We start from the raw sequence: 25516 nt of genomic DNA on the forward strand, positions 1-25516 counted from the left end.
CAGCAGTCCGGCCCGCAGCAGTGCGGCCCGCAGCAGTCCGACACGAACCGGCCGGTCCCGTCCGCGGGACCGGCCAGACCCGCGTGACGCCTCGCGGGTGACGCACGAACGACACAGGGGGAAAGGCGATGACGGCCGAGCTGACGCGGGGACAGAACCACCCGCTTCCCGGGGCTCGTCTCGAGATCCGGGTCTCGGCCGGCACGCCGGTCGTGGCCGGGGCCACGCTCGGCGACGAGAACGGCACCATCCACGGCGTCGAGTGGGTGGCCCACCCGGGCGCACCCACCCTCCCGGGCCTGGAGGTCTCCCGGCAGGCCGCCGCCGACCACCGCCTCGCGGTGGACCTGGACGCCGTACCGGACGCCGTGCACCGCGTCAGTGTGCTGCTCGCCCTGCCCACCGGCGGGAGGGGCCCGGCCTGCTTCGGGGCCGTCGCCGCGCCCTTCGTCGCCGTCACGGGCCTCGACGGCGACGAGGTCGCCAGCTACACCATCACCGGCCTGGAGGCCGAGTCAGCCGTCGTCGCCCTGGAGCTCTACCGGCGACAGGGCGCCTGGAAGGTGCGCGCCGTCGGCCAGGGCTACGCGGGCGGCCTCGCCGAGCTCTTCGCCGACCAGAAGCTGCCCCAGGCCCACCAGCTCGCGGGGAGCATCCACGAGGCGGTGGCGAGCGGGCTGGCCCGTTCGGTACCGGCCCCTCCGGCCACCGCCCCGGCGCACCGCCCGGACCACGGCACCGCGGCGCGGCCCGGTTCCGACGGTCCCGTACCGCCGGCCTCTCCGTACGACCCCCAGGGCGCTCCCGCTCCCGGCCCGCAGGGCCCCGGGGCGCCGGGACAGCACGGAGCGCAGCAGCCGTACCCGGGCGGTCCGGGGGAGCCCGTCACCGCCGGCCAGCCGTCCGCGCCCGCCGGAGGCGGCCCGATCGACTACAGCCACCCCCGCCGGCAGACCGCGGCCCCGCCCCCGCCCCCGCCGGCCGCACCCCCGGCCGAACCCGGTCAGCCCGCCCGGCCCGTCGCCGGCGACGCCACCGGCTGGTCCATGGAGGAACGGCTCTACAACCAGGTGTGGGGCATGTTCGAGGACCTGGCCCGCACCACGGCGGCCTACCGCAGCGCCGTCGACTTCGCCGACTCCCGGATGGAGAAGGAGCTCGACCAGATCCTGTCCGACCCGCGCAACCGGATCGGCGGACAGGGCGACGCCGCCCGGGAAGCGGCGCGCGCCCGGCACGGTCAGTTGGTGTCCCAGGCCAGGGAGGTCCTGGACCGCGATGTCGCCCAGCTCGTCGCGGAGGCCGAGGTCGTCGAGCCCGCCCTGCCGGCGGCCTTCGCGCGCTGGGACAACCCCGTCTGGCACGCCTACCGCGTCCCCATGGAGATCCCGATGGCCCTGCGGCTGGGCGATCTCCATCTGCCGGAGGCCGACCGCATACGCGTCCCGATGCTGATCCGGCTGCCGCTCGAGCGCGGCCTGTGGATCGACAGCGGACGCTCCGCCTCGCTCGACGGTTCGTTCGCCGACTCCCACGAGATGCGGCGCCTGGGCCTGGAGACGGCCGTCGCCCACGCGGCCCGGCTGCTCGCCGTCTACCCGGCGGGCGAGTTCACCGTGCACGTCATCGATCCGGCCGGATCCGGCGCCCAGGCGCTGGCGCCGCTGGTGCAGAGCGGCGTGCTCCCCGCGCCGCCCGCCCAGGGCGCCGCGGGGGCGGCGGACGTACTGGCTCGTCTCACCCAGCGCGTCGACCTGGTCCAGATGGCGTTGCGCGGAGGCGCTCCCGACGCGCTCCCGCCCGGCCTCGACACCTCGCAGCAGTTGCTGATCGTCAACGACTTCCCGCACGGCTTCGACGACCGGGCCGTCAACCAGTTGCGCTACCTCGCCGACGAGGGGCCGGCCGTCGGAGTCCACCTGATGATGGTCGCCGACCGCGAGGAGTCCGCCGGGTTCGGACCGCTGCTCGACCCGCTGTGGCGCTCGTTGCTGCGGCTGACACCGGTGGCCGACGACCACCTCGCCGACCCGTGGGTCGGGCATGCCTGGACGTACGAGCCGCCGCTCGTGCCGCCCGGCAGCCAGGTGCTCCAGCAGGTGCTCGCACAGGTTGCCGCGGCCCGCCGCTCATGGGGCGGGTGACCGTCTCCGAGCTGGACTTTTGAGCTTTATTTGCAAATCTCTTTACCTTCCCTTGGGGATTGGGGTACTGTCTTCCGTACGGAGGGGAGTACTCCCTGTCTGCTGCGGCGTACCCGTCAATACGGATCAGGCCAGATCCCGGGGCGTCGGCCCGTGGTTCCGGGCGCATCACGCGTCCCGGGCACCCGGGTGGAAGAGACCTCCGGCAGCGACGACGCTGACATCTGCCGTGTGACGTACTGCCGGAGGCGTAGTGGAAGTTTCCGTGACCCTGTGGGTCCTGACCATCGTGGGCCTCGCCGCCCTCATCGCGGTCGATTTCTTCATCGGCCGCAAGCCGCACGACGTATCGATCAAGGAAGCCGGCATCTGGACCGGCGTCTGGATCGCCCTGGCGGGCCTCTTCGGGCTCGGCCTGCTCCTCTTCGGCGGCGGTGAACCCGCCGGTGAGTTCTTCGCGGGCTTCATCACCGAGAAGTCGCTGAGCGTGGACAACCTCTTCGTCTTCGTCCTGATCATGGCGAAGTTCGCGGTGCCCTCGCAGTACCAGCAGCGGGTCCTGCTCATCGGTGTCCTCATAGCCCTGGTCCTCAGGGCGATCTTCATCGCCGCGGGTGCCGCGATCCTCGCCAGCTTCGCCTGGGTCTTCTACATCTTCGGTGCCTTCCTCATCTACACCGCCTGGAAGCTCATCCAGGAGGCCCGGGCCGACGAGGAGGACGAGGAGTTCGAGGAGAACAAGCTCCTCAAGGCCGCCGAGCGCCGCTTCGGCGTCGCCGACCGGTACCACGGCACCAAGCTGTGGATCGAGGAGAACGGCAAGCGGGTCATGACCCCGATGCTGGTCGTGATGCTCGCCATCGGCACCACCGACGTGCTCTTCGCACTCGACTCCATCCCGGCGATCTTCGGTCTGACGCAGGACCCGTACATCGTGTTCACGGCCAACGCGTTCGCGCTGATGGGTCTGCGCCAGCTGTACTTCCTCATCGGCGGACTGCTGAGGAAGCTGGTGCACCTCTCCTACGGCCTGTCGGTGATCCTGGGCTTCATCGGCGTCAAGCTGGTGCTGCACGCCCTGCACGAGTCCGGCGTCCACGTCCCCGAGATCAGCATTCCGGTCTCGCTCGGCGTGATCTGCTCCGTCCTGGTCGTCACCACGATCACCAGTCTCCGCGCCTCCAAGAAGCAGGCCGCGGCGGAAGCGGCGGCCGCCGAGAGCGGCGACGCCTCGAAGGACAGCGTCGAGGCCTGATTCACCCGGGCCGGAGAGCGGCGAACGGCGCCGAGCCGTTCGCCGCTCCCCGCGTGCTCGGAGTGCTCGGCGACCTCGCGCGCACCGTGGCGAGAGGCCTGCCGATCACCCGGCAGGGCGAAGTGACCATGCCGTCGTCGGCGTCATCATCGCGCTGCTGGTCCTGCTCCCCGAGACCATCGCCGCGGTGCGTTCCGCGCGCCGCGACCGGGTGCAGGCCAGTCTGAACCGCGCTCGGCTCGGCCATGGCCAGCATCGGCCTGACCATCCCCGCGGTCGCCCTGGCCTCCGTGCGCTCTCCGGGCCGGGCCGCTGGTCCCGGGCCTCAGCTCCATCCACATGGTGCCGCTCGCCCTGACCGTGGTCGTGGCCTCCCTGACGGTCGTGCCGGGCCGGGCCACGCCCTTGCAGGGAGGCCTCCACCTGGTGCTGTTCGCGGCGTACCTGGAACTGGCGGTCAGCCGTAGACCGGGCGGAAGCGTCAGTAGGTCACGGTGATGCGCCGGGCGGGCCCGTCGATCCGCACGGTGCCCCCGTACGGGACGATCACCTGAGGATCGGTGTGGCCGAGGTCCACGTCGAAGACGATCATGGTGTCGGGAGCGTAGACGCGCATCGCGCGCAGTACCGCCGCACGCTGCTCCGCCGCGTACCGGGCGGCCTCCCCGGCACTGTTGGGCCGCTCGAAGGACCACGTCTTCGCACGTCCCATCAGCAGGGCGGAGAAGCGGCCGAGCAGCCCTCGCTCGCCCATGTTGCGCAGGGTGCGGAACACCTCCTCCGCGCCCGGCAGTTCCTCGGACGTCTCCAGGAACAGCACGTCACCGTCGTACTCCGCCGGATCGCGGGCGATCTCGCGGTCGGCCATCAGCAGCCACGCGAGGATCTCCAGGCAGCCGCCCCACGTACGTCCCTCGGCCACCCGGTCGGCGTTCACCCAGGACCAGCCCGCCCCGGGCCGCATCGCGGGCTCGGTCTCGAAGGTCGCGGGGTCGGCCCAGTCGCGGTTGACGTCGTTCCAGTGCTCGGCGGGCCGCAGCTCGTACGGACCCGAGGTGAACAGCGCCGCGCGCAGGGAGTCGGCGGTCTGCGGGTGCATGGCGCCCGGACGCCCCAGCTCCACCATCACGCTCCCGCCGTGGTAGCCGACGATCCCCGTGTTGCGCAGGTAGGCGAGCAGGTTGGTGTTGTCGCTCATGCCGAAGAACGGCTTCGGGCCGGCCCGGATCAGCTCCCGGTCGAGCAGCGGGAGCACGGTGATCTGGTCGTCACCGCCGATCGAGGCGAACACCGCCTTGATGCCGGGGTCGGCGAAGGCCGCGTGGAGGTCGGCGGCACGCTCGGCGGGCGTCGATCCCATCCTCCGGGTGGCCGGATACTCGACCGGCTCGAGACCGTAGACCTTGCGCAGCCGCTCCAGGCCCAACTCGTACGGGAGCGGGAGGAGTCCCGGCAGCCCTGACGCGGGGGACACCACCGCGACGCGGTCGCCGGGTGAGGGCTTGGGCGGGTACGCGATCACCGTCATGCGCGGAGAGTACGGCCCGCCGGGCGATCGGCGCACCGTGATAAACCGGGGACCGAGCAGCGGTCGAGCAAGGGCCGCCGCACCCCTCACGGACCGGAGGAACCGTGCCCCGCACCCTGGCCCAAGCCCCGATCATGATCCTCAACGGCCCCAACCTGAATCTGCTCGGCCAGCGCCAGCCGGAGATCTACGGCTCCGACACCCTCGCCGACGTCGAGGCGCTGTGTGCCAAGGCGGCGGCCGCGCACGGCGGCACGGTGGACTTCCGGCAGTCCAACCACGAGGGCGAACTGGTCGACTGGATCCACGAGGCCCGGCTGCATCACTGCGGGATCGTGATCAACCCCGCCGCGTACTCGCACACGTCCGTCGCCATCCTGGACGCGCTCAACACCTGCGACGGACTTCCGGTGGTCGAGGTCCACATCTCCAACATCCACCAGCGTGAGCCGTTCCGTCACCACTCCTACGTCTCGCAGCGCGCCGACGGCGTCGTGGCGGGATGCGGGGTGCAGGGGTACGTGTTCGGCGTGGAGCGGATCGCGGCCCTGGCCGGGGCGGGCTCGGCCAGGACCTGAGGTGCCGGGGCCGCCGGCCGAGGGCGGGGATCGGGAGGCCGGCGGCCCGTGCCGCCCAGGAGCCGTCGATCCTGCGCGGGGCTGCCACCAGTCGACCGCGCCGCACCGGTGCGGCGGGAGCGCGCACGGCCCGCGGGTGCGTGCGAACGCTTCACACGGGGCGCGCACGCAGGCGCCAGCGCGCGGGCTCGCACCGCACGCGCCCGCCCGTCACCAGCCGCGCGCTCGCCACTCCGGCAGGTGCAGCCGCTCCGCACCGAGCGTCGTGTCGTTGCCGTGCCCGGGGTAGACCCACGTCTCGTCCGGGAGCGTGTCGAAGACCTTGGTCTCCACGTCGTGGATCAGGCTCGCGAAGGCCTTCGGGTCCTGGAAGGTGTTCCCCACCCCGCCCGGGAAGAGACAGTCCCCGGTGAACACGTGGGGATGCCCGTGCGGGTCGTCGTAGACCAGGACGATGGAGCCCGGTGTGTGTCCGACGAGGTGCCGTGCGGTGAGCTCCACCTGCCCCACCCGGATGGTGTCGCCGTCGTCCACCAGGACGTCGGTCGGCACCGGGATGCCCTCGGCGTCGTGCCGGCCGGCGTGGGTGCGGGCGCCGGTGGCCGCGACGACCTCGGCGAGCGCCTGCCAGTGGTCGCCGTGCCGGTGGGTGGTGACGACGGACGCGATGCCGTCCTCGCCGATGACACCGAGCAGGGTGTGCGCGTCGTTGGCGGCGTCGATCAGCAGTTGCTCGTCGGTGGCCCGGCAACGCAGCAGATAGGCGTTGTTGTTCATCGGGCCGACCGCGACCTTGGTGATCATCAGGTCCTTGAGCTCGTGCACGTCGGCGGGTCCGCCGACCGTCACCTCTCCGCTGTACGTCATGACGGCCAGCCTAGCGCCGGGAGGCGGCCCGCAGACCGCCTCCCGGCCGCCTTCCGCCTGCCTACAGGGGAGGCAGTGCCGGCAGCGGGCCGCCCTCCACGGTGAGCGCGGAGCCCTCACGGCGACCGGCGAGCCAGCCGAGCAGATCCGCCGGGGGACCGGTGACGGTCACCTCGGGGGTGTCCGCCTCCCGTCCCGTGCGCCACGCGCGTGTGCCGTCCGTGAGCCGGGTGGGCGGCACGTCGGGGTGCCCGGCGAACCGGGCGGCGAGGAAGTCGGTCTCCCGCTCGGTGAACTCCGCCGGAAGATCCTCGAGCTCGTACCCGATGCCCAGGTCCACGTGGTGCAGCTCCACCTCGACCCACCGCCGGAACGGCACCCGGGAGGCCGAGTCGGTGACCCCGTTGCGCAGCTCCACCGTGCGTGACCAGTCCGCGGGCGCCGCTCCCGTCTCCTGGAAGCGGGCCGCGCTCTCGCGCACGTCGGTGAGCTGGGCGTCGAGGGCGCGCGGGGCGTCCCGCTCGATGTCGGCGTCGCGGGCCTCGCCGGAGACGTACATGGGGCGTCCTTCGAGGACGTTCACGAGGGCGTCGGCGTTGCGGGCGAGGTGGGCGAGGACGTGGCCGCGACTCCAGCCGGGAAGCCGTGACGACTCCGTCACGGACGCGTTGTCCAGTTTCCCGACCGCGGTGAGCAGCCGCTCGGTCGCGTCACGTACAGACGCCAGGTCATGCGCGTGATCAATCATGCTGCTGACCCTAGACCGCGCCACACCTTCGGGTGAAGGTTGTGGACGCCCCCCGCAATTCGAATGCGCGTGCTATAAGGTCGATCGCGGCGTCGGGCATGCTGGGAAGTCGGGGTTTGTTGACAACCGGTGAATCCGACCGGCGTTGTCAGTGGCTCCCCCTAGTCTGAGAAAGACGGGGGCCCCGCCCCTGTCACTTCTCTCAAGAAAGGTGCGGACCGGCGTGGCCGACCGTCTCATCGTCCGTGGCGCGCGCGAGCACAACCTGAAGAACGTCTCGCTCGACCTGCCTCGTGACTCGCTCATCGTCTTCACGGGCCTGTCCGGGTCGGGCAAGTCCTCCCTGGCCTTCGACACCATCTTCGCCGAGGGCCAGCGGCGCTACGTGGAGTCGCTCTCCTCCTACGCCCGGCAGTTCCTCGGCCAGATGGACAAGCCGGACGTCGACTTCATCGAGGGTCTCTCCCCGGCGGTCTCCATCGACCAGAAGTCGACCTCGCGCAACCCGCGCTCCACGGTCGGCACCATCACCGAGGTCTACGACTACCTGCGCCTGCTCTTCGCCCGCATCGGCAAGCCGCACTGCCCCGAGTGCGGCCGGCCGATCTCGCGCCAGTCGCCGCAGGCCATCGTCGACAAGGTCCTGGAGCTGCCGGAGGGCAGCCGCTTCCAGGTGCTGTCGCCGCTGGTGCGCGAGCGCAAGGGCGAGTTCGTCGACCTCTTCTCCGACCTTCAGACCAAGGGCTACTCCCGCGCGCGCGTGGACGGCGAGACCGTCCAGCTCTCCAACCCGCCCACGCTGAAGAAGCAGGAGAAGCACACCATCGAGGTGGTCGTCGACCGCCTCACGGTGAAGGACTCCGCCAAGCGGCGTCTCACCGACTCCGTGGAGACCGCGCTCGGCCTGTCCGGCGGCATGGTCGTGCTCGACTTCGTCGACCTCCCCGAGGACGACCCCGAGCGCGAGCGCATGTACTCGGAGCACCTGTACTGCCCGTACGACGACCTGTCCTTCGAAGAGCTGGAGCCCCGCTCCTTCTCCTTCAACTCGCCCTTCGGCGCCTGCCCCGACTGCTCCGGCATCGGCACCCGCATGGAGGTCGACCCGGAGCTGATCGTCCCCGACGAGGACAAGTCCCTCGACGAGGGCGCCATCCATCCCTGGTCGCACGGACACACCAAGGACTACTTCGGCCGCCTGATCGGTGCCCTCGCGGACGCGCTCGGTTTCCGTACGGACATTCCCTTCGCAGGCCTGCCGCTGCGCGCCCGCAAGGCCCTGCTGAACGGCCACAAGACCCAGGTCGAGGTCCGCTACCGCAACCGGTACGGCCGCGAGCGCCGATACACCACGGCCTTCGAAGGCGCCATCCCCTTCGTCAAGCGCCGGCACAGCGAGGCCGAGAGCGACTCCAGCCGCGAGCGCTTCGAGGGCTATATGCGCGAGGTGCCCTGCCCCACCTGTGAGGGCACCCGTCTCAAGCCGCTCGTCCTCGCGGTCACCGTCATGGGCCGGTCGATCGCCGAGGTCTCGGCGATGTCCATCAGCGACTGCGCGGACTTCCTGGGCGAGCTGACGCTCAACGCCCGGGACAAGAAGATCGCCGAGCGCGTGCTGAAGGAGGTCAACGAGCGGCTGCGGTTCCTGGTCGACGTCGGCCTGGACTACCTCTCGCTGAACCGCGCGGCGGGCACCCTCTCCGGCGGCGAGGCCCAGCGCATCCGGCTGGCCACCCAGATCGGTTCCGGTCTCGTCGGCGTGCTGTACGTCCTCGACGAGCCGTCCATCGGCCTGCACCAGCGCGACAACCACCGGCTGATCGAGACCCTCGTCCGGCTGCGCGACATGGGCAACACGCTCATCGTCGTCGAGCACGACGAGGACACCATCAAGGTCGCCGACTGGATCGTCGACATCGGCCCCGGCGCCGGTGAGCACGGCGGCAAGGTGGTGCACAGCGGCTCCCTCAAGGAGCTGCTCGACAACGCCGAGTCGCAGACCGGGTTGTACCTGTCCGGGCGCAAGGCCATCCCGCTGCCCGACATCCGGCGCCCGCAGGACCCCTCGCGGCGGCTCACCGTGCACGGCGCCCGGGAGAACAACCTCCAGGACATCGACGTGTCCTTCCCGCTGGGCGTCTTCACCGCCGTCACCGGCGTCTCGGGATCCGGCAAGTCGACCCTGGTCAACGACATCCTCTACACCCACCTGGCCCGCGAGCTGAACGGCGCGCGGAACGTCCCGGGAAGGCACACGCGCGTGGACGGCGACGACCTCGTCGACAAGGTCGTCCACGTCGACCAGTCGCCCATCGGCCGCACCCCGCGGTCGAACCCGGCGACGTACACCGGCGTCTTCGACCACATCCGCAAGCTGTTCGCCGAGACGACGGAGGCGAAGGTCCGCGGCTACATGCCCGGCCGGTTCTCCTTCAACGTCAAGGGCGGCCGCTGCGAGAACTGCGCGGGCGACGGCACGATCAAGATCGAGATGAACTTCCTCCCGGACGTCTACGTCCCGTGCGAGGTCTGCCACGGCGCCCGGTACAACCGGGAGACCCTGGAGGTCCACTACAAGGGCAAGTCCATCGCCGACGTGCTGAACATGCCGATCGAGGAGGCGACCGACTTCTTCGAGGCGGTCCCCGCCATCTCCCGGCACATGAAGACGCTGAAGGACGTCGGCCTCGGCTACGTCCGGCTCGGCCAGTCCGCGACCACCCTGTCCGGCGGCGAGGCGCAGCGCGTCAAGCTCGCCAGCGAGCTGCAGCGCCGCTCCACGGGGCGCACGGTCTACGTCCTGGACGAGCCGACCACCGGTCTGCACTTCGAGGACATCAGCAAGCTGCTGACGGTCCTCGGCGGCCTGGTCGACAAGGGCAACACGGTCATCGTCATCGAGCACAACCTCGACGTGATCAAGACCGCCGACTGGGTCGTCGACATGGGCCCCGAGGGCGGCGCCGGCGGTGGCCTGGTGGTCGCCGAGGGCACGCCCGAGCAGGTCGCGGGCGTCCCCGCCAGCCACACGGGCAAGTTCCTGCGGGACGTCCTGGGCGCCGACCGGGTCAGCGACGCGCCCTCGGTGACCCGGCCGCGCAAGGCGGCGAAGACGGTCGCGACCAAGGCCACCGCCAAGAAGACCGCCACCAAGGCGGTCACCGCCACGGCCGCCAAGAAGGCGACCGCCACCAAGACGGCCAAGACGGCGAAGACGGCCAAGAAGGCCGCCACGCCCGCCGCGAAGAAGGCCACGCGGACGAGCAAGGCCTGAGTCCGGACGGCGGCCGGGCCCCACGGGATCGTCCGTGGGGCCCGGCCGCCGTTTTCGCGCGGCCCACGCGCTCAGCCGCCGGTGCCGCCGCCTGCGCCGACCTGCGTCCGTCGGACGGTGACGTCAGACGGTGACTTCGTGGGCGTACGGCGGTTCCGCGCCCGCGCGAGAACAGGTGACCGCCGCCGCGCGGGCGGCGAAGCCCAGCAGCCCGGCCCAGCCGTCCGGCCCCAGAGCGGCCAAGGACGCGTCGCCGAGGGCGTCCCGTACCGCGAGACCGTGCAGCAGGGCCGCGTTCACCGTGTCGCCCGCGCCGATCGTGTCGACCACCTCGACGCGCTCGCCCGGCACCGTGTACTCGCCCCCGCCCCGGGTGAACGCCGTCAGACCGGCACCGCCCCGGGTGACCACGACCGCGGCCGGTCCCGCCGCGAGCCACTCCCGGGGCGTGCCGCCGAGCCACTCGGCGTCCTCGGCGGACAGCTTCAGCAGCGACACCGACGGCAGCCAGCTCTTGAACCGGGCCCGGTAGGCGTCCGGGTCCGGGATCAGCCCTGCCCGGATGTTCGGGTCCAGGGCCGTGAACACGCCCCGCGCGGCCGTCTCGCGCAGCAGTTCCTCGTACGCGCTCGCGCCCGGCTCCAGTACCAGCGAACAGGTCCCGAAGGAGACGGCCCGGACGCCGGGCGGCAGACCGGCGGGCAGCGTGAACAGCCGGTCGGCCGTCCCGTCCACGTAGAAGGTGTATGCCGCGGAGCCGTCCGCGTCGAGCGAGGCCACGGCGAGGGTCGTGGGCTCGGCCCCGCGCTGCACCGGCGAGACGTCCACACCGGTCTCGCGCAGCCGGTCGAGCAGCGCCTCGCCGAAGGCGTCGTACGACACCCGCGAGCAGAACGCGGCGGGCGAGCCGAGGCGGCCCAGCGCGACGGCCGTGTTGTACGGGCCGCCGCCGAGCGCGGGCCGCAGCGCGGCGAGGGCGCCCGTGCCCTGCGGTACCAGGTCGATCAGTGCCTCACCGGCGACGACGATCACGGGAGGGTCCTTTCGTGGGCCTTGGCATGGGCTTCCGCGGACCGCCCGGGCCGCTCGGCGCAGCCGCAGGAGGTGCGGTGGACGAAGGAGCAGGGCAGCCGTACGGTCCGCGCGGGCCGGTCCGGCGCGGCGAGACGGTCCAGCAGCAGCCGTACCGCCCGCGCGCCGATGTCCCTGCTGGGCTGGGCGACGGCGGTGAGCCGGGGCGAGAAGAGGTCCGCCCAGGCGAAGTCGTCGAAGCAGCACAGCGCGAGATCGCCGGGTACGGACAGGCCCCGCTCGCGGACGGCGCGCAGGGCGCCGATGGTCATCGCGTTGTTGGCGGTGACCAGCGCGGTGGGCGGCACCGCCAGGGACAGCAGTTCCGCCGTGGCCCGTTCCCCGCCGGCCGCCTCGGAGTCGCCGTGGACCAGTAGCCGCTCGTCGTAGGGCAGCCCGGCGGCGGCGAGGCCGTGCCGGTAGCCGGTGATCCGCTCGCGGGTCGTGCTGAGCCCCGGCCGGCCCGCGACCAGGCCGATCCGGCGGTGGCCCAGCCCGGCGAGGTGGCCCACCAGTCCGGTCGTCGGCTCCGCACCCTCGGCGCAGACCTGGTCGAAGCGCGGGGCGTCCTCGGTCTCCGGTATGTCGACGATCCGGTCGAGGAACACGGCCGGCACCCGGTGGCGCGTGAGGTAGGCGACGAGATCCCGGGGCTCGGCGGAGGGCGCGACGATCATGCCGTCCACGCGCCGCTCGTGCAGCAGCTGGACGACCTTGCGCTCGTGCCCCGGGTCGTCGTGCGGGTCGGCGATGAGCAGGCCGTAACCGTGCTCAAGGGCACTGGCCTCGACGCCCTGGAGGATCTCCGTGAAGTACGGGTTGCTGATCGCCGACACCGCGAGCCCGATGGAGCGGGTGCGGGAGGTCACCAGGGAGCGGGCGAGGGCGTTCGGGGTGTAGCCCAGCTCCTCGACGGCGTCGAGCACCGCCTGGCGGGTGTGCGGCAGTACCGGGCGGGTGTCGTTGAGCACGTGCGAGACGGTCGCCACGGAGACCCCGGCGCTCCGCGCGACATCGGCCATGGTCGCCACCGGCGCACCCCCCTCGCTCAACAGTCGCGCTCTGGCCGGACCGTACCCCATGCCCGAGGCCCGCGTAAACGCTTGCGCGAACGTTTACGCGGACCTCGGGCCTCGGCGGAGGCCCCGCCGCACGGCCCGGCGGAGGCTTCGGCGGAGGCCCCGGCAGAGGCTCCAGCGGAGGCCCCGGTGGAGGGCCCGGTGGAGGGCCGGGCGGACACCCGGCGTCCGGGCCCCGGCCCGCCGCACGGCCCGGCCCGCCGGATATCGTCGCCCTGCACCCGCACTGCCCCCGTCCCGACCAGTCGGGACCGGCCCCGACCAGTGGAGACCCCATGCCCGGCCGCCCCGCCCCGAGTCGCCGTACCGTCCTGCGTTCGGCGGCAGCCACGCCCGTCGCCGGACTCGGCCTGGCCGCCTGTTCCCCGGGCGACGACGGCGCCGCCCCGGCCAGGCCCACCGCGCCCGTGGACCTCGGCGCGGACGGAGCGGTCGCCAAGGGCGCGACCAAGCTCTTCCCGGACGGGAACGTGGTGGTCAGCCGGGCCGAGGACGGCTCCCTGAAGGCGTTCAGCACGGTGTGCACGCACGCGGGGTGCCCCATCAAGAAGCTGGAGGGGACCAAGCTCGTCTGCAACTGCCACGGCAGCGAGTTCGACGCCCGTACCGGCGAGGTGCTGCACGCCCCGGCGACCGTGCCGCTCGTCGAACTGCCGGTCGAGGTGAAGCAGGGCCGGATCGTCGCGGGCCCGGGGACCTGACCCGCAGGGGCCGGCGCGTCCTACTCCCAGTCCCAGCCGATCCCCAGCATCCCCGACCTGACCCGCGGCTCCACGAGGTGCACCGAGTGGTGCCGTCCGCTCAGCGCCAGCTCCTGCCGGCCGCCGCGCGGTGCCGCCGGGGAGTGCTGCGTGAACCGGTGGCAGCGCACCGGAAGGGCCGCGACGTCGAACCGCACCTGGAGCGCGTACTGCCCGCCCGCCGTACCGAACCCGCGGACGTACTCGCGCGACACCCCGGCCGTGCCGTCCTCGACGCCGTAGCGGAAGAGGTGGGTGTCGCCGGCCCCCAGCCGCGTGTCGAAGAGCAACTCGGTCACGAGCAGACCGGTCTCCTGGTGGGCGCGCACCCGTCCCGTGCGGCAGTTCTCCAGGGCGTGGACGGTCATCCGGGCGGGGACGCACCCCGGATCGCCGTAATGGACGGCGACGAAGCGGTCGACGCCGTCCCGGTGGGCGCGGACGATGAGGTGCGACTCGCGTCCCGCCAGCTCACGGCCGGACCCGATGCGGATCCGTTCGTGGTGCCCGAGGGTGTGCACCCCGCCGTCCGGCGACGGGCACCCCAGTTCGGTCAGCAGCCCGTCCAGGACGTCCGAGGCCGCCAGGTGGGCGCGGTAGGAGCGGCTGGCGGGCCGCCGGTCCGAGGCCTCCGCGTCGGACTCGGCGAGCAGGCGTATCAGCGACTCCTCGGGCAGCTGGAGTATCTCCTCCAGGGCCCGTACGGCCCGCAGGGACTCCGGACGCTGCGGGCGCCGGGCACCCTGCTGCCAGTAGCTCAGACTCGTGACGCCCACCTTCACTCCGTGGCGCGACAGATGGTGCTGCACGCGCTGCAGCGGCAGTCCGCGAGCGGCGATCGCCGCGCGCAGCGCGACGTGGAAGGGGCCACCGCGCAGGGCCGAGTCGAGTTGCGCGGTGGCGACGTCCGCGTGCTGGGTGGCGTGCGGCATGCAGGGGCCCTTCTGTGAAGTTCACGACGGCTGGTCAGACCGTCGACACGGATCGGCCGGGGCCGCCCCCGGTCGCGGCGCAGAGGTCTTCACATCCGTGCACCGCGCTTCAGGCCCCGAGTCCCCCCGCATTGAAGCGTGTTGACCTAGTCCCGACAACACCTGGCGCCCGACCGTCACGCGCTCCTGGCCGAGAACGCACGGGCCCGCCCTCCAGGGGGGCCACCCGCCGTGACCGGCCGACCCCGCACCGTCTTCCCCGGCCCTCCTCTCCGGCCGCCCCGGTCTTCCCCGGCGGCTGTCCACAGGCGTCCGGCCCGTCGTCCACAGCCCCGCCGCAGTGTCGGTCCGCGCCAGTAGGGTGTGAGTCATGGCCGACCCCTCCAGCTACCGCCCCAGGCCGGGAGAGATCCCGGACTCCCCGGGGGTGTACAGGTTCCGTGACGAGCACCGCCGGGTGATCTACGTCGGAAAGGCGAAGAGCCTGCGCCAGCGCCTGGCGAACTACTTCCAGGACCTGGCGAACCTGCACCCCCGCACCCGCACCATGGTCACCACGGCCGCGTCCGTGGAGTGGACGGTGGTGTCCACGGAGGTCGAGGCGCTGCAGCTGGAGTACTCCTGGATCAAGGAGTACGACCCCCGGTTCAACGTCAAGTACCGCGACGACAAGAGCTACCCGTACCTCGCGGTGACGATGAACGAGGAGTTCCCGCGCGTCCAGGTGATGCGCGGCCACAAGAAGAAGGGCGTGCGCTACTTCGGGCCGTACGGGCACGCCTGGGCGATCCGCGACACGGTCGACCTCCTGCTGCGCGTCTTCCCGGTGCGCACCTGCTCCACGGGCGTCTTCAAGAACGCCGCCCGCACCGGCCGCCCCTGTCTGCTCGGCTACATCGGCAAGTGCTCCGCGCCCTGCGTCGGCCGGATCACGCCCGACGACCACTGGGACCTGGCGGACGAGTTCTGCGACTTCATGGCCGGCCGCACCGGCACCTACCTGCGCCGCCTGGAGCGGCAGATGGCCGACGCCGCGGAGGAGATGGAGTACGAGCGGGCGGCGCGCCTGCGCGACGACATCGGGGCCCTGAAGAAGGCGATGGAGAAGAGCGCGGTCGTACTCGCCGACGCCACCGACGCCGACCTGATCGCCGTCGCCGAGGACGAGCTGGAGGCCGCCGTCCAGATCTTCCACGTACGCGGCGGACGCGTGCGCGGTCAGCGCGGCTGGGTCACCGACAAGGTGGAGGAGATCACCACCGGCGCCCTCGTCGAGCACGCCCTCCAGCAGCTGTACGGCGAGGAGAGCGGGGACGCCGTGCCCAAGGAGGTCCTGGTCCCCGCCCTGCCCGACCCGGTCGAGCCCGTCCAGCAGTGGCTGACCGAGCGCCGTGGGTCGGGCGTGTCGCTGCGCATTCCGCAGCGTGGCGACAAGAAGGCGCTGATGGAGACCGTCCAGCGCAACGCCCAGCAGGCCCTCGTCCTGCACAAGACCAAGCGCGCCTCCGACCTGACGACGCGCTCGCGCGCCCTGGAGGAGATCGCCGAGGCCCTCGACCTCGACAGCGCCCCGCTGCGCATCGAGTGCTACGACATCTCGCACCTCCAGGGCGACGACGTCGTGGCCTCCATGGTCGTCTTCGAGGACGGGCTGGCCCGGAAGAGCGAATACCGGCGGTTCCAGATCAAGGGCTTCGAGGGACAGGACGACGTCCGTTCCATGCACGAGGTCATCACCCGCCGCTTCCGCCGCTATCTCGCCGAGAAGGAGAAGACCGGCGAGTGGGCGGACGGCGAGGGACTGACCGACGGCGACCAGCACGCGAACGGCGCGGGCGCCGAGGACGACGGCGCGGCACTCACGGACGGCCCCGCGCTCAAGGACGACGACGGCCGGCCCAAGCGGTTCGCGTACCCGCCGCAGCTCGTCGTCGTCGACGGTGGGCAGCCGCAGGTCGCGGCCGCCCAGCGGGCGCTGGACGAGCTGGGCATCGACGACATCGCCGTGTGCGGTCTCGCCAAGCGCCTGGAGGAGGTCTGGCTGCCCCGCGAGGACGACCCGGTCGTCCTGCCCCGCACCAGCGAGGGCCTCTACCTGCTGCAGCGGGTCCGCGACGAGGCCCACCGCTTCGCGATCACCTACCAGCGTGCCAAGCGCGCCAAGCGCTTCCGCTCCAGTCCACTGGACGACGTGCCCGGCCTGGGGGAGACCCGCAAGCAGGCGCTGATCAAGCACTTCGGTTCGGTGAAGAAGCTGCGGTCGGCGACGATCGACCAGATCTGCGAGGTGCCCGGCATAGGCCGCAAGACGGCCGAGACCGTCGCCGCGGCCCTGGCCGGGGCGACCCCGGCCGCGCCCGCCGTGAACACGGCGACCGGAGAGATCATGGATGACGACGACGGGGCACCCGAGACGACGGCGGATGCCCCGGGGGAGCCCGTGCCCGCGGGCACCCCGGACGAACGACGGGGGCAGGAGAGATGACCGAGCACGAGGCGCAGCCCGCAGCGGGACGAGAACAGGCCCAGCGCACAGCGGAACGAGAACAGACCCGCAACGACGGAGCACAGGTGAGTACGGGCAAGGAAACGGCCGGGGCGCACGAGGCGGCCATCCCCGAGCTGGTGATCATCTCCGGCATGTCCGGGGCCGGCCGCTCGACGGCCGCCAAGTGTCTGGAGGACCTGGGCTGGTTCGTCGTCGACAACCTCCCGCCCGCGCTGATCCCCACCATGGTGGAGCTCGGCGCCCGCTCCCAGGGCAACGTGGCCCGCATCGCGGTGGTCGTCGACGTCCGAGGCCGGCGCTTCTTCGACAATCTGCGCGAGTCCCTCGCGGACCTCGACGCCCGCGGCGTCACCCGCCGGATCGTCTTCCTGGAGTCCTCCGACGACGCCCTGGTGCGCCGCTTCGAATCGGTGCGCCGCCCGCACCCCCTCCAGGGCGACGGCCGCATCGTCGACGGCATCGCCGCCGAGCGCGAGCTGCTGCGGGAGCTGCGCGGCGACGCCGACCTCGTGATCGACACCTCCAGCCTCAACGTGCACGAGCTGCGCGCCAAGATGGACGCCCAGTTCGCCGGCGAGGAGGAGCCCGAGCTGCGGGCCACGGTGATGTCCTTCGGCTTCAAGTACGGCCTCCCGGTCGACGCCGACCTCGTCGTCGACATGCGCTTCCTGCCCAACCCGCACTGGGTCCCGGAGCTGCGCCCCTTCACCGGCCTCAACGAGGAGGTCTCGAGCTACGTCCTCAACCAGCCCGGGGCCAAGGAGTTCCTCGACCGCTATGCCGAGCTGCTCCAGCTGATCGCCGCGGGCTACCGTCGGGAGGGCAAGCGCTATGTGACCGTCGCCGTCGGCTGCACCGGCGGCAAGCACCGGTCCGTGGCCATGTCGGAGAAGCTCGCCGCCCGGCTCGCCGCCGAGGGCGTGGAGACGGTGGTCGTCCACCGGGACATGGGACGGGAATGACAGGACGTACTCCGCGGCTGAGCAGGCTGCGCCGGGTGGTGCCCGAGGGACGCGGCGGCAGACCCGCCGACGCCCGCGCCGCCCGGCCCGAACAGGCGCGCGGCGCCAGGCCACGCCGCCGGGGCGCCCAGCCCAAGGTCGTCGCCCTCGGCGGCGGCATGGGCCTGTCCGCCTCGCTCGCCGCACTGCGCCGGATCACCGGCGACCTCACCGCCGTCGTCACGGTCGCCGACGACGGCGGCTCCAGCGGGCGCCTGCGCGACGAGCTGGGCGTTCTGCCGCCCGGCGACCTGCGCAAGGCGCTGGCCGCGCTGTGCGGCGACGACGACTGGGGCCAGACCTGGGCCCGCGTCATCCAGCACCGCTTCCAGTCCCAGGGCGACCTGCACGAACACGCGGTCGGCAATCTGCTGATCGTCGCCCTGTGGGAGCAGCTCGGCGACCATGTCCAGGCGCTCGACCTGGTGGGCAAGCTGCTCGGCGCGCACGGGCGGGTGCTGCCCATGTCCGCCGTCCCGCTGGAGCTCCAGGCCCTGGTCAGGGGCCACGACCCGGAGCGGCCCGACGAGGTGGACACCGTACGGGGGCAGGCGACCGTGGCGCTCACGCCCGGCGAGGTGCAGTCCGTGCACCTGGTGCCCAGCGACCCGCCGGCCGTCCCCGAGGCGGTCGACGCCGTCCTGGACGCCGACTGGGTGGTGCTGGGCCCCGGCTCCTGGTTCTCCTCGGTCATCCCGCACCTGCTCGTGCCGGATCTGCTGGACGCGCTGGTCGAGACGAAGGCGCGCCGGGTGCTCTCGCTGAACCTCGCCCCGCAGCCCGGAGAAACTGAGGGCTTCTCCCCGCAGCGTCATTTGGAGGTTTTGGGACGACACGCCCCTAAACTCGCCCTGGACGTGGTGCTGGCCGACGAGGCCGCCGTGCCCGACCGTGACTCGCTCACCGACGCCGCGAAACGGTTCGGCGCCGCGGTCGAGCTGGCTCCGGTCGCCCGGACCGACGGGACCCCGAGGCACGACCCGGAGCTGCTGGCCGCCGCGTACGACCGTATTTTTCGGATGCATGGAAGGATCGGCCCATGGCGATGACGGCAGCGGTGAAGGACGAGATCTCCCGGCTCCCCGTCACCCGGACCTGCTGCAGAAAGGCGGAGGTCTCCGCCGTACTGCGGTTCGCCGGCGGCCTTCACCTGGTGAGCGGGCGCATCGTGATCGAGGCGGAGCTGGACACCGCGCGGGCGGCCCGCCGGCTCAAGCAGGACATCCTGGAGATCTTCGGGCACGGCTCGGAGCTGATCGTGATGGCGCCGGGCGGACTGCGCCGCGGTTCGCGTTTCGTCGTCCGGGTGGTCGCCGGCGGTGACCAGCTGGCCCGGCAGACCGGCCTGGTGGACGGCCGGGGCCGCCCGATCCGGGGTCTGCCGCCGCAGGTGGTCTCGGGGGCCACCTGCGACGCCGAGGCCGCCTGGCGCGGGGCCTTCCTGGCGCACGGCTCGCTCACCGAGCCCGGCCGCTCCTCCTCCCTGGAGGTGACCTGCCCGGGCCCCGAGGCGGCGCTCGCCCTGGTCGGCGCCGCCCGCCGGCTGTCGATCCCCGCCAAGGCCCGCGAGGTGCGCGGCGTGGACCGGGTCGTGGTCCGCGACGGCGACGCGATCGGCGCCCTGCTCACCCGGCTCGGCGCCCACGACTCGGTGCTGGCCTGGGAGGAGCGCAGGCTGCGGCGCGAGGTCCGCGCCACCGCCAACCGGCTCGCCAACTTCGACGACGCCAACCTGCGCCGTTCCGCCCGCGCGGCCGTCGCCGCCGGTGCCCGGGTCCAGCGCGCCCTGGAGATCCTCGCCGACGACGTGCCCGAGCACCTCGCCGCGGCGGGCCGCCTCCGCATGGAGCACAAGCAGGCGTCCCTGGAGGAGCTGGGCGCCCTCGCCGACCCGCCGCTGACCAAGGACGCCGTCGCCGGCCGCATCCGCCGCCTGCTGGCCATGGCCGACAAGCGGGCCTCGGACCTCGGCATCGCCGGCACGGACGCCAACCTCGGCGAGGAGCTGGCCGACAACCTCGTCGGCTGACGGACGGCCGGTGGCGCCGCTGCCTGAACGCGACCGCCAACACGCCGGTGCCGGCGCCCACTTGGGTGACCGGCACCGGCTTTCGCGTGTCCTTGCCGCACTCTTGACTCGATCATGAGCTGTCATGAGCCTGGCATCTGTTCGCTGCTGTGGCGGACCCAGGCCTGTCGGACAGGCCCCATCTAGGGGGGTTCATGAGACGAAGAGCGAGATCGATCCTCGCCGTCGGCGCGCTCCTGAACGGCGGAGCGAGCTTCGCACCCATCGCCCAGGCACAACCCGCAAACCCGGCGACCCCGGACGCGAACGAAGTGAAGGTCTTCCGCGCCGACGTCACCCGGGAGCAGGTACCCCTGCTGCTGGCCGCCGGCCAGGACGGCCACGAACTCGGCGAGCAGGTGCCCGACCGGGGTACGGCCGCCGTCGAGCTCTACCTCACCGAGAAGCAGGCCGGCACGCTGGAGAAACAGGGCGTCGACCTCACCGAGCACACCCTGTCCGCCAAGGCCGCCGACCGCGTCGAGGACGCCGCCGACGGCGTCTTCCGCCCCTACAGCGGCAGCGGCGGCCTGCGCGACGAGATCCTGCGGACCGCCCAGGAGAACCCCGGTCTCACCAAGGTCGTCTCCATCGGGAAGACCGTGAAGGGCCAGGACATCCTGGCGCTCAAGCTCACCGAGCACGCGAAGAAGTCGAAGGACGGCTCCAAGCCGTCCGTCCTCTACATGTCCAACCAGCACGCCCGCGAGTGGATCACCCCGGAGATGACCCGGCGGCTGATGCACCACTACCTGGACAACTACAAGAAGGACCGGCGGATCAGGCAGATCGTCGACTCCACCGAGCTGTGGTTCGTCCTGTCGGCCAACCCCGACGGCTACGACTACACCTTCGAGAGCGCCGACACCCGCCTCTGGCGCAAGAACCTGCGCGACGTCAACGGCGACGGCACCATCAGCACCGGCGACGGCGTCGACCTCAACCGCAACTTCGCCTACAAGTGGGGCTACGACGACGAGGGCTCGTCCCCCAACCCCACCAGCGAGACCTACCGCGGCGCGAGCCCCGGCTCCGAGCCCGAGACCAAGGCGCTGGACGCCTTCGAGAAGCGGATCGGCTTCACGTACGGCATCAACTACCATTCCGCCGCCGAACTCCTCCTCTACGGCGTCGGCTGGCAGGTCGCCACCAACACCCCGGACGACGTCCTCTACAAGGCGCTCGCCGGCACGCCGGACAACTCCGCGGTCCCCGGCTACCACCCGCAGGTCTCCTCGGAGCTGTACACCACCAACGGCGAGGCCGACGGGCACGCGGCCAACGTCAACGGCATGGCGATGTTCACCCCGGAGATGTCGACCTGCCAGACGGCCTCCGACGTGGACCCCGACGACCGGTGGAACGCCCGCGACTGCCGGTCGGGCTTCAACTTCCCCGACGACGAGAAGCTGATCCAGCAGGAGTTCGCCAAGAACGTCCCGTTCGCGCTCTCCGTCGCCGAGACCGCCGCCCACCCCGACCGGCCGTCCTCCTCGGTCGGCCTGGACGCCGCCGACTTCACCCCGGCCCCCTTCACCACCTCCTACGCGCGCGGCGCCGACCAGGAGGTCTCCGTCGTCGTCCGCGAGTCCGTGCGCGACAAGGAGCTGAAGTACCGCGTCAACGGCGGACGCACCCACGACGTGGCGCTGCGGCCCTGGCGGGGCGGTGAGACGTACGGCGGCGACGACAACCTCTACTTCGACGAGTACCGGGCCGAGGTCAGGGGCGCCGATCCCGGTGACCGCGTCGAGGTCTGGTTCAGCGGCGAGACGCCGCGGGGAAGCCACGACCGGCACGGGAAGCACGGCAAGCGCACCGAGAGCGAACACTTCACGTACACGGTCGCCGAGCGGCCCCGCGCCGACGTTCTCGTCGTCGCCGAGGAGGGCGCGAAGGCCACGCAGGCACAGACGTACGTGGACGCGCTCAAGACCAACGGCCGGCGCGCCGCCGTCTGGGACGTCGCCACGCAGGGCGCCCCCGACGCGCTCGGCGTCCTCGGCCACTTCGGCACCGTCGTCCACTACACGGGCGCCGCGGTGCCCGGCAACGCCACCCAGCTCCAGCTGCGCGCCTTCCTCAACGAGGGCGGCAAGCTGATCGAGGCCGGCGAACAGGCCGGGGGCGACGTCGACCTCGGCGCCGGCACCCTCTCCGACGACTTCAGCCAGTACTACCTGGGCGCCTACACCCGCACCTCGACCTCCGGCGCCACCGCCTTCACCGGCTCCGGCAAGCTCGGCAAGGCCGAAGGCACCCTCGGCGACGCCCCCGGCAACCCGCTGGACGCCGCCGGGACCTACAGCGTGACCTCCGACGAGCTGGACCCCGGCACCTACCCGCAGTTCGCGAGCGCGGGCGCCGGGAAGTTCGCCGGGACGGTCAACCCGTACGGGCACTACGCGGGGGAGTGGATGGCCGCCGCCGTCCACACCGACGACTCCTACAAGCGCCTGACCCGCACCGTCGACCTCACCGGTGTCACCGCCGCCGACCGCCCCACGCTCCGCACCCAGCTGCTGTGGGACACCGAGCGCGGCTACGACCACGCCCTGGTCGAGGCGCACACCACCGGCGCCGACGACTGGACCACGCTGCCCGAGGCGAACGGCGCCACCGGCACGGCCGTGCCCGCCGAGTGCGCGGCCGGGTTCTACATGGGCGAGCACCCGTGGCTCGGGCACTACCTGACCCTGTCCGACGACGGCTGCACCGCGACCGGCACGAGTGGGCAGTGGAACAGCCTCACCGGCTCCTCCGGCGGCTGGAAGCAGGTCGAGTTCGACCTGAGCGCCTACGCCGGGAAGTCCGTCGAGCTGTCGATCGCCTACGTCACCGACCCCGGCAGCGGCGGCCGCGGCGTCCTCGCCGACGAGGCCTCCCTGGTCGTCGGGGGCACGGCGACGCAGACCGAGGGCTTCGAGGCCTCGCTGGGCGCCTGGCGGGTCTCCGGCCCCCCGGAGGGCAGCCCCGCCGTCCTGAAGGACTGGACCCGCACCGGGACGCTGTTCCAGACCTACGGCGCGGTCACCACGGACGACACCGTGCTGCTCGGCTTCGGCCTGGAGCACCTCGCCGAACCGGCCGCCCGCGCGGCACTGGTCCGGCAGGCGCTGCGTGCCCTGGACGAGTGAATTCCGGTGTGCGGGGGACTGACACGGTGTAGCGAAATCGGGTGATCGGTCCCCGTCGCCCAGGGCGGTCCGTACCCCTACTGGCGGGTACGGACCGCCCTGCCGGGTATGGGCCGTCTCGATGTCACCCCCGACGCCGTAGAGAGGTAGGGTCGGAGGTGGTCGGGGACATCCCAAATACAGCTCGCCGGCACATCGGGCCGGCGTACCAACGAGGAGATCGGTTCGTGACGATCCGCGTAGGCATCAACGGCTTTGGCCGCATCGGTCGTAACTACTTCCGCGCGCTGCTGGAGCAGGGTGCGGACATCGAGATCGTGGCTGTCAACGACCTGGGTGACACCGCGACCACCGCCCATCTGCTGAAGTACGACACCATCCTCGGCCGCCTCAAGCAGGAGGTCACGCACACCGAGGACACCATCACCGTCGACGGAAAGACCATCAAGGTCCTCTCCGAGCGCAACCCGGCCGACATCCCGTGGGGCGAGCTGGGCGTCGACATCGTGATCGAGTCGACCGGCATCTTCACGAAGAAGGCGGACGCGGAGAAGCACATCGCCGGTGGCGCGAAGAAGGTCCTCATCTCGGCCCCGGCCAAGGACGAGGACATCACCATCGTGATGGGCGTCAACCAGGACAAGTACGACCCGGCGAACCACCACGTCATCTCCAACGCCTCCTGCACCACCAACTGTGTGGCGCCGATGGCCAAGGTCCTCGACGAGAACTTCGGCATCGTCAAGGGCCTGATGACGACGGTGCACGCGTACACGAACGACCAGCGCATCCTGGACTTCCCGCACAAGGACCTGCGCCGCGCCCGTGCCGCCGCGGAGAACATCATCCCGACCACCACGGGTGCCGCCAAGGCCACCGCGCTGGTCCTGCCGCAGCTCAAGGGCAAGCTCGACGGCATCGCGATGCGCGTCCCGGTCCCGACCGGCTCGGCCACCGACCTGGTCGTGGAGCTCCAGCGCGAGGTCACCAAGGACGAGGTCAACGCCGCGTTCAAGAAGGCCGCCGACGGCGGCGACCTCAAGGGCTTCCTGTTCTACACCGAGGACGCGATCGTCTCCTCGGACATCGTCGGCGACCCGGCCTCCTGCACCTTCGACTCCTCCCTGACCATGGTCCAGGAGGGCAAGACGGTGAAGATCCTCGGCTGGTACGACAACGAGTGGGGCTACTCGAACCGCCTGGTCGACCTCACGGTCTTCGTCGGCAACCAGCTCTGATCGACTTCAGCAAGGCACCTCGATGCGGTAGCAGGGCTCGGGCAGCGCAAGGTCGCGCTGCCCGGGCCCTGCGTCGCGTCCGCCGCGACCAGCCCTCGTAGGATCACGAGCGATCCGAGAACCCAGGAGCCCTCTTGAAGACGATCGACGAACTGCTCTCCGAAGGCGCCGCGGGCAAGCGCGTCTTCGTCCGCGCCGACCTGAACGTCCCGCTGGACGGCACCACCATCACCGACGACGGCCGCATCCGCGCCGTAGTGCCCACCGTCAAGGCCCTGGCCGACGCGGGCGCCCGCGTGATCGTCGCCTCGCACCTGGGCCGCCCCAAGGGTGCCCCGGACCCCGCCTTCTCCCTCGGCCCGGCCGCCACCCGCCTCGGTGAACTGCTCGGCGCCGACGTCGCCTTCGCCGAGGACACGGTCGGCACGTCGGCCGAGTCCACGGTCTCCGGCCTCGCCGACGGCCAGGTGGCCGTCGTCGAGAACCTGCGCTTCAACGCGGGCGAGACCAGCAAGGACGACGCCGAGCGCGCCGCCTTCGCCGACAAGCTCGCCGGCCTCGCGGACGTCTACGTCGGCGACGGCTTCGGCGCGGTGCACCGGAAGCACGCCTCGGTCTTCGACCTGCCGAAGCGGCTCCCGCACTACGCCGGGTACCTCATCGCCACCGAGGTCGGCGTCCTCAAGAAGCTCACCGACGACGTCAAGCGCCCCTACGTCGTCGCGCTCGGCGGCGCCAAGGTCTCCGACAAGCTCGCCGTCATCGACCAGCTGCTCGGCAAGGCCGACCGGCTCCTCATCGGCGGCGGCATGGCGTACACCTTCCTCAAGGCCAAGGGGTACGAGGTCGGGATCTCCCTGCTCCAGGAGGACCAGATCCCCGCGGTCAAGGAGTACATGGAGCGCGCCGAGAAGAACGGCGTCGAGCTGGTCCTGCCCGTCGACGTCCTGGTCGCGCCCGAGTTCCCCGACCTGAAGACGAAGGCCCCGGCCAATCCCACCACCGTCGCCGCGGACGCCATCCCGGCCGACCAGGAGGGTCTGGACATCGGTCCCGAGACCCGCAAGCTGTACGCATCGAAGCTCGCCGACGCCGCCACCGTCTTCTGGAACGGACCCATGGGCGTCTTCGAGCACCCCGACTACGCCGAGGGCACCAAAGCGGTCGCCCAGGCCCTCGTCGACGCCCCGGGCTTCACCGTGGTCGGCGGCGGCGACTCCGCCGCGGCCGTGCGCACGCTCGGCTTCGACGAGAACGCATTCGGCCACATCTCGACCGGCGGCGGCGCCTCCCTCGAATACCTCGAGGGCAAGACGCTCCCCGGCCTCGCCGCACTGGAGGACTGAC

Annotated in this window: 18 protein-coding genes and 1 pseudogene; 13 read left to right on the plus strand and 6 right to left on the minus strand. The window is 71.8% G+C overall.

The window, feature by feature from the left end:
• The first annotated feature begins 128 nt into the window (after window positions 1–128).
• The 3 genes and pseudogenes from ABS735_RS07925 to ABS735_RS07935 form a co-directional block, all read left to right on the plus strand.
• Window positions 129–2144 carry a TerD family protein gene (locus ABS735_RS07925; RefSeq protein WP_373902158.1) on the plus strand — a complete coding sequence of 672 codons (2016 nt, stop codon included), beginning with the start codon at window positions 129–131 and terminating at the stop codon, window positions 2142–2144.
• A gap of 253 nt (window positions 2145–2397) precedes the next feature.
• Window positions 2398–3399 carry a TerC/Alx family metal homeostasis membrane protein gene (locus tag ABS735_RS07930; protein WP_373902159.1) on the plus strand — a complete coding sequence of 334 codons (1002 nt, stop codon included), beginning with the start codon at window positions 2398–2400 and terminating at the stop codon, window positions 3397–3399.
• 127 nt (window positions 3400–3526) lie between these two features.
• Window positions 3527–3897: pseudogene (locus ABS735_RS07935) on the plus strand (ionic transporter y4hA); the annotation flags it as partial.
• Here ABS735_RS07935 and ABS735_RS07940 read toward each other — a convergent pair.
• The gene (locus tag ABS735_RS07940; RefSeq protein WP_373902160.1) at window positions 3881–4927 is read right to left on the minus strand and encodes a S66 family peptidase; all 1047 of its coding nucleotides are present in this window, start codon (window positions 4925–4927) and stop codon (window positions 3881–3883) included. The pseudogene ABS735_RS07935 and the gene ABS735_RS07940 overlap by 17 nt on opposite strands.
• 104 nt (window positions 4928–5031) lie before the next feature.
• Between ABS735_RS07940 and aroQ the strand changes: the two genes are divergently transcribed.
• The gene (gene aroQ, locus ABS735_RS07945; RefSeq protein WP_373902161.1) at window positions 5032–5505 is read left to right on the plus strand and encodes a type II 3-dehydroquinate dehydratase; all 474 of its coding nucleotides are present in this window, start codon (window positions 5032–5034) and stop codon (window positions 5503–5505) included.
• Window positions 5506–5715: 210 nt separating this feature from the next.
• Here the strand turns inward: aroQ and ABS735_RS07950 are convergent, their stop codons facing one another.
• Together ABS735_RS07950 and ABS735_RS07955 are read right to left on the minus strand one after the other, a co-directional pair.
• Window positions 5716–6372: an MBL fold metallo-hydrolase gene (locus tag ABS735_RS07950; RefSeq protein ID WP_373902162.1), complete on the minus strand. Its 657-nt coding sequence runs from the start codon at window positions 6370–6372 to the stop codon at window positions 5716–5718.
• A gap of 61 nt (window positions 6373–6433) precedes the next feature.
• Window positions 6434–7120, minus strand: coding sequence for a maleylpyruvate isomerase family mycothiol-dependent enzyme (locus ABS735_RS07955; RefSeq protein ID WP_373902163.1), 687 nt, complete (start codon window positions 7118–7120; stop codon window positions 6434–6436).
• Between the two features lie 223 nt (window positions 7121–7343).
• Here ABS735_RS07955 and uvrA point away from each other — a divergent pair, with 223 nt between their 5' ends.
• Window positions 7344–10394: an excinuclease ABC subunit UvrA gene (gene uvrA / locus ABS735_RS07960; RefSeq protein ID WP_373902164.1), complete on the plus strand. Its 3051-nt coding sequence runs from the start codon at window positions 7344–7346 to the stop codon at window positions 10392–10394.
• Between the two features lie 123 nt (window positions 10395–10517).
• On the opposite strand, the gene ABS735_RS07965 is transcribed toward uvrA, so the two are convergent.
• Together ABS735_RS07965 and ABS735_RS07970 are read right to left on the minus strand one after the other, a co-directional pair.
• Window positions 10518–11426, minus strand: a complete 909-nt coding sequence (locus tag ABS735_RS07965; protein WP_373902165.1) for a carbohydrate kinase family protein — start codon at window positions 11424–11426, stop codon at window positions 10518–10520.
• Window positions 11423–12496: a LacI family DNA-binding transcriptional regulator gene (locus tag ABS735_RS07970; protein WP_373902331.1), complete on the minus strand. Its 1074-nt coding sequence runs from the start codon at window positions 12494–12496 to the stop codon at window positions 11423–11425. The genes ABS735_RS07965 and ABS735_RS07970 overlap by 4 nt, the downstream gene beginning before the upstream one ends.
• Before the next feature lie 323 nt (window positions 12497–12819).
• Here ABS735_RS07970 and ABS735_RS07975 point away from each other — a divergent pair, with 323 nt between their 5' ends.
• A complete protein-coding gene (locus tag ABS735_RS07975) occupies window positions 12820–13245 on the plus strand; it encodes a Rieske (2Fe-2S) protein (protein ID WP_373902166.1) in 426 nt (141 codons plus the stop codon).
• A 20-nt stretch (window positions 13246–13265) separates the two neighbouring features.
• On the opposite strand, the gene ABS735_RS07980 is transcribed toward ABS735_RS07975, so the two are convergent.
• Window positions 13266–14216, minus strand: coding sequence for a hypothetical protein (locus ABS735_RS07980; RefSeq protein ID WP_373902167.1), 951 nt, complete (start codon window positions 14214–14216; stop codon window positions 13266–13268).
• Between the two features lie 370 nt (window positions 14217–14586).
• Here ABS735_RS07980 and uvrC point away from each other — a divergent pair, with 370 nt between their 5' ends.
• From uvrC to ABS735_RS08015, 7 genes are all read left to right on the plus strand, one after another.
• Window positions 14587–16701 (plus strand): excinuclease ABC subunit UvrC, encoded by a 2115-nt coding sequence (gene uvrC / locus ABS735_RS07985; RefSeq protein ID WP_373902168.1) that lies wholly within the window; start codon window positions 14587–14589, stop codon window positions 16699–16701.
• Entirely contained in the window at window positions 16698–17687 is a 990-nt protein-coding gene (gene rapZ / locus ABS735_RS07990; RefSeq protein ID WP_373902169.1) for an RNase adapter RapZ, read from the plus strand. The genes uvrC and rapZ overlap by 4 nt, the downstream gene beginning before the upstream one ends.
• Complete coding sequence (locus tag ABS735_RS07995; RefSeq protein WP_373902170.1) at window positions 17684–18775, plus strand: gluconeogenesis factor YvcK family protein; 1092 nt, start codon at window positions 17684–17686, stop codon at window positions 18773–18775. Before rapZ ends, ABS735_RS07995 begins: the two co-directional genes overlap by 4 nt.
• Complete coding sequence (whiA, locus tag ABS735_RS08000) at window positions 18766–19755, plus strand: DNA-binding protein WhiA (protein ID WP_061445365.1); 990 nt, start codon at window positions 18766–18768, stop codon at window positions 19753–19755. The genes ABS735_RS07995 and whiA overlap by 10 nt, the downstream gene beginning before the upstream one ends.
• A gap of 194 nt (window positions 19756–19949) precedes the next feature.
• On the plus strand, window positions 19950–22931 hold the full coding sequence (locus tag ABS735_RS08005) for a M14 family metallopeptidase (protein ID WP_373902171.1): 2982 nt from the start codon (window positions 19950–19952) through the stop codon (window positions 22929–22931).
• Between the two features lie 227 nt (window positions 22932–23158).
• Window positions 23159–24169, plus strand: coding sequence for a type I glyceraldehyde-3-phosphate dehydrogenase (gap, locus tag ABS735_RS08010; RefSeq protein WP_373902172.1), 1011 nt, complete (start codon window positions 23159–23161; stop codon window positions 24167–24169).
• Between the two features lie 134 nt (window positions 24170–24303).
• Complete coding sequence (locus ABS735_RS08015; RefSeq protein ID WP_373902173.1) at window positions 24304–25515, plus strand: phosphoglycerate kinase; 1212 nt, start codon at window positions 24304–24306, stop codon at window positions 25513–25515.
• The last annotated feature ends 1 nt before the right edge of the window (window position 25516 follow it).

The organism is Streptomyces sp. MMCC 100, assembly GCF_041538145.2.
GTDB lineage: Bacteria > Actinomycetota > Actinomycetes > Streptomycetales > Streptomycetaceae > Streptomyces.